The 12,126-nt window shown below is 68.2% G+C and carries 12 protein-coding genes; 10 read left to right on the forward strand and 2 right to left on the reverse strand.

Annotated elements, in window-relative coordinates:
- Nucleotides 1-220: 220 nt before the first annotated feature.
- On the reverse strand, nucleotides 221-1,417 hold the full coding sequence (locus PUN71_RS16710) for a hypothetical protein (protein WP_277799331.1): 1,197 nt from the start codon (nucleotides 1,415-1,417) through the stop codon (nucleotides 221-223).
- Between PUN71_RS16710 and PUN71_RS16715 the strand changes: the two genes are divergently transcribed.
- From PUN71_RS16715 to xerD, 9 genes are read left to right on the forward strand one after another with little or no spacing between them, the layout of a single operon-like run.
- A complete protein-coding gene (locus tag PUN71_RS16715) occupies nucleotides 1,310-2,365 on the forward strand; it encodes a hypothetical protein (protein WP_240471986.1) in 1,056 nt (351 codons plus the stop codon). The two genes, PUN71_RS16710 and PUN71_RS16715, sit on opposite strands and share 108 nt — an antisense overlap.
- Before the next feature lie 6 nt (nucleotides 2,366-2,371).
- On the forward strand, nucleotides 2,372-3,361 hold the full coding sequence (locus PUN71_RS16720) for an HAD-IIA family hydrolase (protein ID WP_277799332.1): 990 nt from the start codon (nucleotides 2,372-2,374) through the stop codon (nucleotides 3,359-3,361).
- Nucleotides 3,362-3,370: 9 nt separating this feature from the next.
- Nucleotides 3,371-3,643 carry a hypothetical protein gene (locus tag PUN71_RS16725; RefSeq protein WP_043455119.1) on the forward strand — a complete coding sequence of 91 codons (273 nt, stop codon included), beginning with the start codon at nucleotides 3,371-3,373 and terminating at the stop codon, nucleotides 3,641-3,643.
- Nucleotides 3,643-4,458, forward strand: a complete 816-nt coding sequence (locus PUN71_RS16730) for a TlyA family RNA methyltransferase (RefSeq protein ID WP_043455121.1) — start codon at nucleotides 3,643-3,645, stop codon at nucleotides 4,456-4,458. Before PUN71_RS16725 ends, PUN71_RS16730 begins: the two co-directional genes overlap by 1 nt.
- 13 nt (nucleotides 4,459-4,471) lie before the next feature.
- Nucleotides 4,472-5,497 (forward strand): NAD kinase, encoded by a 1,026-nt coding sequence (locus PUN71_RS16735; RefSeq protein WP_277799333.1) that lies wholly within the window; start codon nucleotides 4,472-4,474, stop codon nucleotides 5,495-5,497.
- A 4-nt stretch (nucleotides 5,498-5,501) separates the two neighbouring features.
- A complete protein-coding gene (gene recN / locus PUN71_RS16740; RefSeq protein WP_277799334.1) occupies nucleotides 5,502-7,241 on the forward strand; it encodes a DNA repair protein RecN in 1,740 nt (579 codons plus the stop codon).
- A 48-nt stretch (nucleotides 7,242-7,289) separates the two neighbouring features.
- Nucleotides 7,290-9,080, forward strand: coding sequence for a CTP synthase (gene pyrG, locus PUN71_RS16745; protein ID WP_277799335.1), 1,791 nt, complete (start codon nucleotides 7,290-7,292; stop codon nucleotides 9,078-9,080).
- Nucleotides 9,081-9,106: 26 nt separating this feature from the next.
- Nucleotides 9,107-9,766 carry an NUDIX domain-containing protein gene (locus PUN71_RS16750; protein ID WP_277799336.1) on the forward strand — a complete coding sequence of 220 codons (660 nt, stop codon included), beginning with the start codon at nucleotides 9,107-9,109 and terminating at the stop codon, nucleotides 9,764-9,766.
- On the forward strand, nucleotides 9,766-10,791 hold the full coding sequence (gene xerD, locus PUN71_RS16755; protein ID WP_277799337.1) for a site-specific tyrosine recombinase XerD: 1,026 nt from the start codon (nucleotides 9,766-9,768) through the stop codon (nucleotides 10,789-10,791). The genes PUN71_RS16750 and xerD overlap by 1 nt, the downstream gene beginning before the upstream one ends.
- A gap of 19 nt (nucleotides 10,792-10,810) precedes the next feature.
- On the opposite strand, the gene PUN71_RS16760 is transcribed toward xerD, so the two are convergent.
- Nucleotides 10,811-11,512, reverse strand: coding sequence for a hypothetical protein (locus PUN71_RS16760; RefSeq protein WP_277799338.1), 702 nt, complete (start codon nucleotides 11,510-11,512; stop codon nucleotides 10,811-10,813).
- Nucleotides 11,513-11,641: 129 nt separating this feature from the next.
- Here PUN71_RS16760 and PUN71_RS16765 point away from each other — a divergent pair, with 129 nt between their 5' ends.
- Entirely contained in the window at nucleotides 11,642-12,124 is a 483-nt protein-coding gene (locus PUN71_RS16765; RefSeq protein ID WP_277799339.1) for an 8-oxo-dGTP diphosphatase, read from the forward strand.
- Nucleotides 12,125-12,126 lie beyond the last annotated feature (2 nt).

Below are 12,126 nucleotides of genomic sequence, written 5' to 3' on the forward strand. Positions count from 1 at the left end.
GGAAGCTAAGACCCACAGCGCCGATGGTACTGCACCCGGGAGGGTGTGGGAGAGTAGGTCACCGCCGGAACATCATTACATGGTCGAGGCCCCAACCACAGGTTGGGGCCTCCCACATTTAACACACAACGCCAACGAGTACACCACCAGCCACGGGCACCACCACCCCCGGCATCGCCCGAGCCGCTTCGCCCGGGCCCGGGGACCCTTGGCTGCTCCATCAGATATCGCCACCACCCACACCGGAAAAAGCGGCAGGAACTGATCCCGCATCCCCTGGAAACCGGCAGGAGGTGATGGGGCGTGGTTGTGAAGATGGCCACGATCCCGCTGCCAGGGCTTTCACTGTCCGGGAGATTTTGGTGGCTCCACTAGAATTGATGAAGATGTACGGACTTCGAAGCGCTTGATTTCGGGTTGCGTAGGAAACGAAACGAGCGGCTGCAGTTGCGCCAGTGGTCGGCTCACAACAGGAGGATTCCATATGGCCGAGCACAACGGTGGCAATCGCGGCAACGACCGCGGCGCGTTCCGCGGCAACAACAACTCCGGCGGTGAGCCCCGCGGCTTCCGGTCCCGTAACGACCGCGACGGCAACAACTTCTCCCGTGGCGGCGGTCCCGCCGGCGGCGGTGAACGGAAGCCTTACGGCGACCGTGACCGTAAGCCGTTTGGGGATCGTCCGCGCCGTGATGGTGAGGGTGACCGTCGCGGGTTTGGTGGCGGCGGTGATCGTGACCGGAAGCCGTTTGGTGATCGTCCGCGCCGTGATGGTGAGGGTGATCGCCGCGGGTTTGGTGGCGGCGGTGACCGTGACCGGAAGCCGTTTGGTGATCGTGACCGGAAGCCGTTTGGTGATCGTGACCGGAAGCCGTTTGGGGATCGTCCGCGCCGTGATGGTGAGGGTGACCGTCGCGGGTTTGGTGGCGGCGGCGACCGTGACCGTAAGCCGTTTGGGGATCGTCCGCGCCGTGATGGTGAGGGTGACCGTCGCGGGTTTGGTGGCGGCGGCGACCGTGACCGTAAGCCGTTTGGGGATCGTCCGCGCCGTGAGGGTGAGGGTGACCGTCGCGGGTTTGGTGGCGGCGGCGACCGTGATCGCAAGCCGTTTGGTGATCGTCCGCGCCGTGAGGGTGAGGGTGACCGCCGCGGGTTTGGTGGCGGCGGCGAGAACCGCCGGCCATTCGGGGACCGTCAGGACCGGGCACCCCGAACCTTCGACCGCAGCGAGTCCCGCAGTGACGCCGGCCGTGGCGGATCCGGCCCCAGGAGCTTCGGCCGCGACCGCCAGGAGGAACGACCGGCCAGGGTGCCCAACGCCGCGGACCTTCGCAGCGCCAACCGGCCTGACCGGGAACGCTCGCCCGAAATCGACGAGGACGTCACCGGCAAGGAACTGGACCGCGCCACGCAGCACCAGATCAAGACCCTCGAGCCCAAGAGCTCGGAGTGGGTGGCCCGCCACCTGGTGATGGCCGGCCGCCTGATTGACGACGAGCCGGAGCTGGCATTCCAGCACGCACTGGCAGCCAGCCGCCGCGGCGGACGGCTCGCCGCCGTCCGCGAGGCCGTGGGCCTGACTGCCTACGCCGCCGGCCACTACGGCGAGGCCCTGCGCGAATTCCGTACTTTCCGGCGCATCAGCGGCTCCAACGTGCACCTTCCCGTGATGGCCGACTGCGAGCGTGGCCTTGGGCGTCCCGACCGTGCCCTTGATGTGGCGCGCTCGGAGGAAGCCCAGGACCTGGATGCCCCGGGCAAGGTTGAGCTGGCGATCGTTGCTGCCGGTGCCCGTACCGACCTCGGGCAACTGGACGCGGCCGTAGCCGAGCTGGAAATCCCGCAGCTGGACATCAACCGCGCGTTCTCCTACAGCCCGCGCCTCTTCCGCGCGTACGCCGATGCGCTGGCAGCGGTGGGACGCGAAGACGAATCGCAGAAGTGGAGCCGGCAGGCCGTCGTGGCGGAAAATGCCCTGGGCCTGGGTGCCGACGAGGAACCCGACATCATCGACCTCGGCTGGGATGAAGAAGAGGAAGCCCGGGAAGAGGCAGAACGCCGCCGGATGCTGGAGCGGGCCTCCAAGGGCGCTGAGGCCGAAACGCCCGCAGCAGGTCCCTCGGAAGCGGCGGCCGGGAGCGCCCGCGCAGCCGGGGCGAAGTCGTCGCAGGACAGCAGCATCGACGACCAGGATGCCGACTACTTCGTTTCCGACGACGAAGAATCGGACCAGGACTCGGTGGAACACGACGAGCTCGATTCCGTGCCTGCCGACGACGCCGGTGCCGACGATGCCGGCGCTGACGACGCCGCTGCCCAGGACCATGCAGCCATCCAGCACGACGAAGACCGCCGGGAAGATTAAACGCCCATGACTGACGTCTCCCTGATTTCCCGCTTCGACGCGCTCCTGGCCGACCTGGACGGCGTGGTCTATGCAGGGCCCAACGCCATTCCCGGTGCCATCGACGCGTTGAAGCAGCTCTCAGGCCTTGGCATCGGCCTCGGCTACGTGACCAACAACGCGTCCCGTTCTCCGGGCGAGGTGGCTGCCCACCTCCGTGAACTTGGCGCGCCCGCCGACGACGACCAGGTAGTGAGTTCTTCCCAGGCCGCGGCCGACCTGCTGGCCTCCCTGCTGGCACCCGGATCCAAAATCCTGATCACCGGAAGCCCAGCACTCGCCCGTGAAATCGAGCTGGCAGGCCTGGTGCCCGTCGACAGCCAGGACGGGGAGCCGGTGGCCGTAGTGCAGGGATTCAACCCTGCCATCGGCTGGAAGGAGCTGGCCGAGGCCACGTACGTGGTCAACGGCGGTGCCCTCTGGGTGGCCACCAACACGGACATGACCATTCCCCAGGCACGCGGGATCGCCCCGGGCAACGGCACCTTGGTTGCGGCCGTCGCCGCTGCCACCGGCCAGCAGCCCAGGGTGGCCGGCAAACCCGAGGCGCCGCTGTTCCACTCGGCCGCCAAACGCCTCGGCGCCGAGCGGCCCCTGGTGGTCGGCGACCGGCTGGACACCGACATCCTGGGCGGCAACAACGCCGGCTTTGCCACCGTGGCTGTCCTGACCGGCGTCGACACCCGCGAAACCATCCTCGCCGCGCGCGCCGCAGAACGGCCCACCTACATCATCGAGAACCTCGGCGACCTGCACCGCCCCTACCCTGAGGTGACGCACGACGACGGCACCTACGCGTGCGGCAACGCAAGCGCCCGCGTGGCCAACGGCGCGGTGGGCATCATTGGCAACCAGGCGGACATCAACGCCTGGCGCGCCGCTTGTGCTGCCTGGTGGGCCCAGACACCGGAGGCGGCGGCCCCGCAGGCGCCCAAGCTGGTGTGGCTGGATCACTAGACTGGTCCAATGACTGAGCTGACCGAACCGGACCATCCCGCAGCCCGGCCAGCCCCGGAGTGGCCGCACGGCGACACGCATGACCCCGGGCAGGGCATCAAGGATCCGCAGGTGGCCCAAGCCATCGCCGGGCTCCGGGACCTGCCCGGACTCCCGGCAGCGGATCACGAGGCCGTCTACAACAGGCTGCACGATGACCTGCTGGCCGCGCTCAACAGCGATCCTGCCAACAGCGATCCCACCAACGGCCCGCCAACCAACAGCGCAGGAGGGGCGTCCTGATGCCGGTGCGCCTCGACCAGGCACTGGTGGCCCGCGGGCTGGCGAGGTCCCGTACCCATGCCGCCTCGCTCATCGCCGAAGGCAAGGTCAGCTCGGGCGGCCAAGTCCTCGCCAAGGCGTCCCTGCAGGTTGACGACAGCCGGGACCTGGCCGTCGAACACGATGACCAGGACACCTACGCCAGCCGTGCAGGCCACAAATTGGCCGGTGCGCTGGACGCCTTCCCCGAGGTGTCGGTGAACGGCAAAAGGTGCCTTGACGCCGGCGCCTCCACCGGCGGCTTCACCGACGTCCTGCTTCGCCGCGGCGCCGCGCACGTAGTGGCGGTCGACGTCGGGCACGGCCAGCTGGTGCCGCACCTGCGCGACGATCCCCGCGTGGATGTCCACGAGGGCATGAACGTGCGCTACATGGCGCCCGAAGACATCGGCGGCCCGGCCGCACTGACCGTCGCCGACCTGTCCTTCATCTCCCTGACCCTCGTGGTGCAGCCGCTGGCGGACTGCACGGAGCCCGGCGGCGACCTGGTCCTCATGGTCAAGCCGCAGTTCGAGATCGGCAAGGACCGGCTGGGCCGCACGGGCGTGGTGACGTCGGAACGCGAGCGGCGGCTGGCGGTGGAGAAAGTCGCCAGGGCTGCGCTCGACGCCGGACTGGACCTGTGCGGCCTGGCCGCCAGTCCGCTGCCCGGACAGGACGGAAACGTCGAATACTTCCTGTGGATAAAACGCAGGATCAGCAAAGACTTGCCTAAGATCGAAGAGCGAGAGGCAGCAGCCGCTGCGTTGCTCGGACAAATCTGGCCGAACCACTAGAGAGCGGAACCTGATGAGCAGGCGTGTACTGGTCCTTGCCCACACCGGCCGCGAGGAGTCATTGAAAGCCGCCTGGGAAGCCTGCGCCCTCCTGCACGCTTCCGGGATGGTTCCGGTGATGCAGGAGTCCGAGCTGGGGGACATGGAACGGTTCTTCGGCCACCTTGCCCAACCGGTGGAAGTGCTCCACGACCACGTTCAGCTGCCCGACGTCGAACTCGTCATGGTCCTCGGCGGTGACGGCACCATCCTGCGGGCAGCGGAACTGGTCCGCGAAGTGGACGTGCCGCTGCTGGGGGTCAACCTGGGTCACGTAGGCTTCCTGGCCGAAAGTGAGCGGGCGGACCTGGCGCAGACGGTGGAATGGATTGCCAGCCGCGAATACACGGTTGAAGAGCGCATGACCATCGACGTCCAGGTGTGGGTCCGCGGGCAAAAGATTTGGCACACCTGGGCTTTAAACGAGGCTGCCATCGAAAAGGCCAACCGCGAACGGATGCTCGAGGTCGTCACCGAAGTGGACGAGCGGCCACTGACGTCGTTCGGTTCCGACGGCATCGTGCTGGCCACCCCCACCGGATCCACGGCCTACGCGTTCTCCGCCGGCGGTCCGGTGGTCTGGCCCGAGGTGGAGGCCCTGGTGATCGTGCCCATCAGCGCCCACGCGCTCTTCGCCAAACCCCTCGTGGTGTCACCGCGGTCACGGCTCGCGGTGGAGGTGCTCGGCCGGACCGACGCCCAGGGCGTGCTGTGGTGCGACGGCAGGCGTTCGGTGGACCTGCCGCCCGGTGCCCGGGTGGAAGTCACCAAGTCCGCCACCCCGGTCCGCCTGGCCCGCACCCACCAGACGCCGTTCTCCGCCCGGCTGGTCCGCAAATTCGAACTGCCCATCCACGGCTGGCGCGGTCCGGTGCCAAAGTCGGATGCCGTGCACACCGGACCCATCCCGATAGTGCGGACGCCGCGGCCCATGCCGCCGCTGCCGGCACCGCAGGCAGAAAATCCGGGCAGCGATCCCGATCCGTCGACTGCAAAGTGAATCCATGCTTGAAGAACTGAGAATCCGCGATCTCGGCGTCATCACTGACGCAACCCTTCCTCTCGGCCCGGGACTGAGCGTGGTGACCGGCGAAACCGGTGCCGGCAAAACCATGGTGGTGACCGCCGTCGGGCTCCTGCTGGGCGCCCGCTCCGATGCTGGAGCCGTCCGCAGCGGCGCCAAGAGCGCCACCGCCGAGGCCGTGCTGAAGCTTGACGCCGGACACCCCGCAGTGGCCCGCGCCCTCGAGGCCGGTGCCGAGGCGGAAGAGTTCGACGGCGGCAGCGAGCTGATCCTGGCGCGCCGCCTGGGTGCGGACGGACGCAGCCGGGCGTTCCTTGGCGGCCGCGCTGCACCTGTGGGCGTCCTGGCCGAAATCGGCGAATCCCTGGTGGTAGTCCACGGCCAGTCGGACCAGATCCGGCTCAAGGGCGCCACGGCCCAGCGCGAAGCGCTGGACAAGTTCGCCGGGGACAGCCTGGCCGGCACGCTCGCCGCATACCAGGAGCTGTACGGCCGGTGGAAGGCCAACCAGGCGGAACTGGAAGGACTGCGCAGCGCCGCACGGGACCGGCTCCGCGAAGCCGAGTCCCTGGAGGCAGCCCTCGCCGAGATCGACGACGTCGATCCGCAGCCGGGGGAGGACGAACTGCTGAAGGCTGAGGCCGTCAAGCTGGCCAACGTTGAGGAACTGCGGATCGCGGCGAGTACGGCGCACCAGGCTCTCATCGCCGAGGACTTCGGGGAAGCGGGCGACGCCACCACGCTGGTCGATTCGGCGAAGCGGACACTGGAGCACGTGGCCGAACACGATGCCGAACTGGGATCAGCTGCCGCGCGGCTGGCCGAGGTGGGTTTCCTGCTCAACGACATCGCCACGGAGCTGGCCAGCTACCAGGCCGGCCTGGACTCCGAAGGCCCGGAACGGCTCGCCGAAATTGAGGACCGGCGTGCCGCTTTGGCCAAACTGGTCCGCAAGTACGCGCCCACCATCGACGAGGTGCTCGAGTGGGCTGACAAAGCACGCATCCGGTTCGACGAGCTGCAGGACGATTCCTCCCGCATCGAGGCGCTGGACGCTGAGGTGGTCCGCGCCGAGGCAGAGCTGAAGAAACAGTCGGCGGCCATCAGCAAGATCCGCGCCAAGGCCGCCAAGGACCTGTCCGCCCGGGTCAGCGCCGAGCTCAAGGCGCTGGCCATGGCCGACGCCACGCTCCTGATCAACCTCGAAACAGCCGGGCAGCTGGGCCCGCATGGCGCGGACGAGATCAGTTTCCTGCTGCAGCCGCACTCGGGTGCCCCGGCCCGGCCGCTGGGCAAGGGTGCCTCCGGCGGTGAACTTTCCCGCGTCATGCTGGCCATCGAAGTGGTGCTGGCCGCCGTCGATCCCGTCCCCACGTTCGTCTTCGACGAGGTGGACGCCGGGGTCGGAGGCCGAGCCGCCGTCGAAATCGGCCGCCGGCTTGCCATGCTGGCACGCCATGTCCAGGTGCTGGTGGTTACCCACCTTCCGCAGGTGGCGGCGTTCGCCGACCAGCACATCACCGTCACCAAAACTTCCGTGAGGGGGGCCGACGGCGGCACCGCCACCGGGTTCACGTCCAGTGATGTCCGCCTCCTTGACGGGCCGGAGCGGGTGCGTGAACTCGCCCGCATGCTGGCCGGCCAGGAGGACTCCGAGTCCGCGCAGGCACACGCCCAGGAGCTGCTGGACGACGCCAAGCTGCTGCCGCAGCAGGCCTGACGATCGCCGCATGGGCCCGGCCCGGTCAGCCACGGGAACGCGCAATTGATGATAGGCTCGAATTCCGTGGTGCAGCGATCAAATTCCCGTGTAAATTCCCGGTTCCCGGGTTCCTCCAAGACGACCAAGCACATCTTTGTCACCGGCGGTGTGGCGTCCTCGCTCGGCAAGGGACTGACGGCGTCCAGCCTGGGTCACCTGTTGCGGGCACGCGGCCTGTCCGTCACGATGCAGAAGCTCGATCCCTACCTGAACGTGGATCCGGGCACAATGAACCCCTTCCAGCACGGCGAGGTCTTCGTGACCGATGACGGCGCCGAGACGGACCTGGACATCGGGCACTACGAGCGCTTCCTTGACGAAAACCTCGAAGGTTCCGCCAACGTGACCACCGGCCAGGTGTACTCCACCGTGATCGCCAAGGAACGCCGCGGCGAGTACCTCGGGGACACCGTGCAGGTCATCCCGCACATCACGGACGAAATCAAGCGCCGCATGCGCCTGCCGGCCGAGGGCAAGAACGCCCCGGACGTGATCATCACCGAGATCGGCGGCACCGTTGGCGACATCGAGTCCCAGCCGTTCCTCGAATCCGCCCGCCAGGTCCGCCAGGACATCGGGCGGACCAATGTCTTCTTCCTCCACGTTTCGCTGGTGCCCTACATCGGCCCGTCCCAGGAGCTGAAGACCAAGCCCACCCAGCACTCCGTGGCGGCGCTGCGCTCCATCGGCATCCAGCCCGAGGCGATCGTGATCCGCTCGGACCGCGAAGTGCCCGAAGCCATGCGGGAAAAGATCGGCCGCATGTGCGACGTCGACATCGACGCCGTCGTGAACGCCGCGGACGCCCCCAGCATCTACGACATCCCCAAGACCCTGCACGGGCAGGGCCTGGACTCCTACATCGTCCGTGCCCTGGACCTGCCGTTCAAGGACGTTGACTGGACCAGCTGGGACCGTCTCCTCGAAGCCGTCCACAACCCCAAGCACCACGTCGAAATTGCCCTGGTGGGCAAATACATCGACCTCCCGGACGCCTACCTCTCCGTCACCGAGGCGCTGCGCGCCGGCGGCTTCGCCAATGACGCCAAGGTCAAGATCCGCTGGGTCCCGTCCGACGAGTGCGAGACCCGCGAAGGCGCCATCAAGGCGCTCGACGGCGTGGACGCCATCTGCGTCCCGGGCGGCTTCGGCATCCGCGGACTCGAAGGCAAGCTCGGCGCCCTGAAGTTCGCCCGCGAAACCAAGCTCCCCGTCCTGGGCCTGTGCCTCGGCCTGCAGTGCATGGTCATCGAGTACGCCCGCAACGTCGTGGGGCTGGAGGGTGCGTCCTCGAGCGAATTCGAACCCGACTCCAAGTACCCGGTCATCGCAACGATGGAGGAGCAGTTGGAGTTCGTCGAAGGCCGTGGGGACCTGGGCGGCACCATGCGCCTGGGCCTCTACGAAGCCAAGCTGGATGAAGGCTCGGTCATTGCCGGAACCTACGGCAAGACCACCGTCAGCGAACGCCACCGGCACCGCTACGAGGTCAACAACAAATACCGCCAGCAGATCGCGGATAAGGGCCTCGTCTTCTCCGGCACGTCCCCGGACGGCAAGCTGGTGGAATTCGTTGAGCTTCCTGCCGACGTCCACCCGTACTACGTGGCCACCCAGGCCCACCCGGAACTGAGCTCGCGTCCCACCCGCCCGCACCCGCTGTTCGCCGGGCTGGTCAAGGCCGCCCTGAACCACCAAAGCGGCAACCACCACGGCGCTGCCGGCGAGGGCGCCGCCGACACGGCCGTTCCGGCGGCCGGCGGGGCTGCAGCATCCGGTAGCGTTACGGCTAAGTAGTCAAGAGAACACCAAAGGACGGCGCGATGCCTGGTACACCTGAAGCCACCCCTGCCAAACAGGTTTCGGATGCACCAAGCCCGCGCCGTCTTTTGTCCACCGAGAAGGTCTATGAGGGCCGGATCTGGGACGTGGTCAGCGACACCTTCCAGCTGTCCGAGTCCGGGGACGCCCTGACCCGGGACTACATTGACCATCCCGGTGCCGTCGCCGTCCTGCCCATGAACGACCAAGGCCAGGTCCTGCTGCTGAAGCAGTACCGCCATCCCGTGGGCATGGACCTGTGGGAGGTGCCGGCAGGCCTGCTGGACGTCGAAGGTGAAGGCTTCCTGGCGGGGGCTGCGCGGGAACTGGCAGAGGAAGCCGACCTCGCTGCCGCCACCTGGAACGTCCTGGCCGATGTCTTCAATTCCCCGGGATCCTCCAGCGAGGCCATCCGCATCTACCTGGCCCGGGACCTTCGCGAAGTGCCGCACCACGAACGCCACGAGCGGACGGATGAGGAAGCCGAGATCGAGTTCCACTGGATCGGCCTGGATGATGCCGTGGCATCGGTCCTGGCCGGGCACCTGCACAATCCGTCCGCCGTCGTGGGTATCCTTGCCGCCGCCGCGGCCCGTGCCTCCAACTATGAAGGGCTTCGTCCCGCCGACGCCCCCTGGCCCGCGCATCCCAGCCAGCGCTGATGGGTCCCGGTCCTTCGGTTGACGCGGCACCTGAAGCGGCGCCGCCCGCGCAGCCGGCTGTGAGCGCGAAACCCGCACCGGTGGAGGTCCCGGCGGCCATCAACCGGGGAATCACCGACTACCTCCAGCACATGGGGGTGGAACGTGGCCTGGCCGCGAACACGCTGGCCGCCTACCGGCGCGACCTGGCACGCTACGCCCGTTACCTGGCCGGTGCCGGCTGCGAACGCCCGCAGGACATCACCCGCCAGCACGTCACCGGCTACGTCCGGGCATTGTCGGACGGGTCCGACGGCGGTTCCACCCTTGGCGTGCGCTCCGCCGCCAGGACGGTGGTGGCCGTCCGGGGACTGCACAAGTTCTGGGCCTTGGAAGGCTACACGCCCTCCGATCCTGCCAGCGACGTCCACCCGCCGATGGCCGGCAAACGGCTCCCCAAAGCAATCAGCGTGGATGAGGTGACCCGCATCCTCGAGGCCGCGGGAACCGATACTGCAGCGGGACTGCGGGACCGTGCCCTGCTGGAATTCCTTTACTCCACCGGTGCCCGGATCAGCGAGGCCGTGGGACTGGACGTTGACGATATCTCCCTCGCGGAGCCGGAGGCAGGGCCGGCCATCGTCCGGCTGTTCGGCAAGGGATCGAAGGAACGGCTGGTGCCGCTGGGATCCTATGGGGCCCGCGCGCTGGACGCCTACCTGGTCCGCGGCCGGCCGCTGCTCGCCGCCAAAGGCAAGGGCACGCCGGCGTTGTTCCTCAATGCCCGGGGCGGCAGGATCAGCCGGCAAAGCGCCTGGACCATCCTGAAGGCGGCCGCGGAGAAGGCCAACATTACCCGCGATGTATCGCCCCACACGCTCCGGCATTCGTTCGCCACGCACCTGCTCGAGGGCGGCGCGGACGTCCGCGTGGTGCAGGAACTGCTGGGCCACGCCTCCGTCACCACCACCCAGGTCTACACGCTGGTCACTGCCGACACCCTGCGGGAAATCTACGCCGCGGCGCACCCGCGGGCGCTCGGCTAAAACCCACGCCGGCCAGTGGTCATTCCAGCACGTTGAGCGTCAGCTCCAAGCCGCTGAGCAGCAGGGCCAGGAGGGTGGTTCCGAGGCCGGCCACCAGGAGCAGGCCCGGGTGGGCGAGGCCGACGACGAGCCGCCGAAGCTGCGGCGACCGGTGCAGGAACCCCGCCGGCACCCGGGAGGTCCCGGGCACCTGGCGCCAGCCGCGGAGACGGCGGAGGAACCAGGCACAGCGCACGATCAGTGCCATCCACAGCACGGCCACAACCACCGGTACGGCGGCCACGAGGAGATGGAGGCCCAGCGACGTGACCTCCCGCTCGGAATCCCCGGCCAGCGCCTGGACCGTTGTCGAAATCGAGGCGCTGGCCACCACGGAAATGCCCCACACCAGGAAAGCGGCCGTCAGCGCGAGGAACCGGACAACGAAGTGCGAGAGCACGGACTCCTTTGCCGGCCGAAGGTACTCGCGTGGTGTGGCGTTGAGTACTGCCACCGTGCAGGCCAAGGTGGGCAGCGCGGCCATCCCCACACAGGCGTACCAGGTCCAGCCGGCAAGGTCCAGGAGTTCGTCGGCGACAATCAGCAAAGCCCACGAGGCCGTCCACAGCCAGCCGGCATACAAGGGATTCCGCACCAGCCAGCCACGCAACCGGACGGTGCCGCGCCGGGGCGGCCAAACCTTCGGAGTGCGGGCCGGCTCTTCCCCGGCGGCCGTGTTCATGGGCCTCACTGTAGCAACGGGCCCGCCGCCGTGGGCTTCGGCCGGCCAAAGCGTGTCAACGCGGCGCACCTCGGCATCGCATCAAAGCAAGGCGGTCCGGGCGGCGGAGGCGACGGTTAGGCTGGAGCCATGACCGCAGCTGCCGTGACCCTCTGCTTCCTGCTCCGTGACGCGAAGGATGGGGCCGAAGTCCTCCTGGGGCTGAAGCAATCGGGCTTCGGCAAGGGCAAGATCGTGGGGATCGGCGGCCACGTGGAGCCGGGGGAGACCGACGCCCAGGCCGTGATCCGGGAGGTCCTGGAGGAAACCGGGGTGGTGCTCCGTCCAGAGGACCTGGCAGACGCCGGTGCCGTGCACTTCGTGTTCCCGGCACGGCCGGAATGGGACATGAAGACCAGCCTGTTCACCGCCCGCACCTGGGAGGGCGAGCCCGGGCCCAGCGACGAGATCCTGCCCGAGTGGTTCCGGGTGGACACGCTGCCGGTGGACCGCATGTGGCAGGACGCCGACCACTGGCTGCCGGTGGTTCTGGAGGGCCGCAGGGTCAACGTGGTGGTCACCATGCACACCGACAACGAGACGGTCGCGTCGTCCCAAAGCCTCCTGGCGTGATC

Origin of the sequence: Arthrobacter sp. NQ7, from assembly GCF_029581595.2 — a bacterium.
Taxonomy (GTDB): Bacteria; Actinomycetota; Actinomycetes; order Actinomycetales; family Micrococcaceae; genus Arthrobacter; species Arthrobacter phenanthrenivorans_B.

Coding starts and splice junctions, on each gene's coding strand:
- PUN71_RS16735 (WP_277799333.1), top strand. CDS start 4,472: ATGAGCAGGCGTGTACTGGTCCTTGCCCACACCGGCCGCGAGGAGTCA.
- PUN71_RS16760 (WP_277799338.1), bottom strand. CDS start 11,512: ATGAACACGGCCGCCGGGGAAGAGCCGGCCCGCACTCCGAAGGTTTGG.
- PUN71_RS16720 (WP_277799332.1), top strand. CDS start 2,372: ATGACTGACGTCTCCCTGATTTCCCGCTTCGACGCGCTCCTGGCCGAC.
- PUN71_RS16765 (WP_277799339.1), top strand. CDS start 11,642: ATGACCGCAGCTGCCGTGACCCTCTGCTTCCTGCTCCGTGACGCGAAG.
- PUN71_RS16750 (WP_277799336.1), top strand. CDS start 9,107: ATGCCTGGTACACCTGAAGCCACCCCTGCCAAACAGGTTTCGGATGCA.
- pyrG (WP_277799335.1), top strand. CDS start 7,290: ATGATAGGCTCGAATTCCGTGGTGCAGCGATCAAATTCCCGTGTAAAT.
- PUN71_RS16730 (WP_043455121.1), top strand. CDS start 3,643: ATGCCGGTGCGCCTCGACCAGGCACTGGTGGCCCGCGGGCTGGCGAGG.
- recN (WP_277799334.1), top strand. CDS start 5,502: ATGCTTGAAGAACTGAGAATCCGCGATCTCGGCGTCATCACTGACGCA.
- PUN71_RS16725 (WP_043455119.1), top strand. CDS start 3,371: ATGACTGAGCTGACCGAACCGGACCATCCCGCAGCCCGGCCAGCCCCG.
- xerD (WP_277799337.1), top strand. CDS start 9,766: ATGGGTCCCGGTCCTTCGGTTGACGCGGCACCTGAAGCGGCGCCGCCC.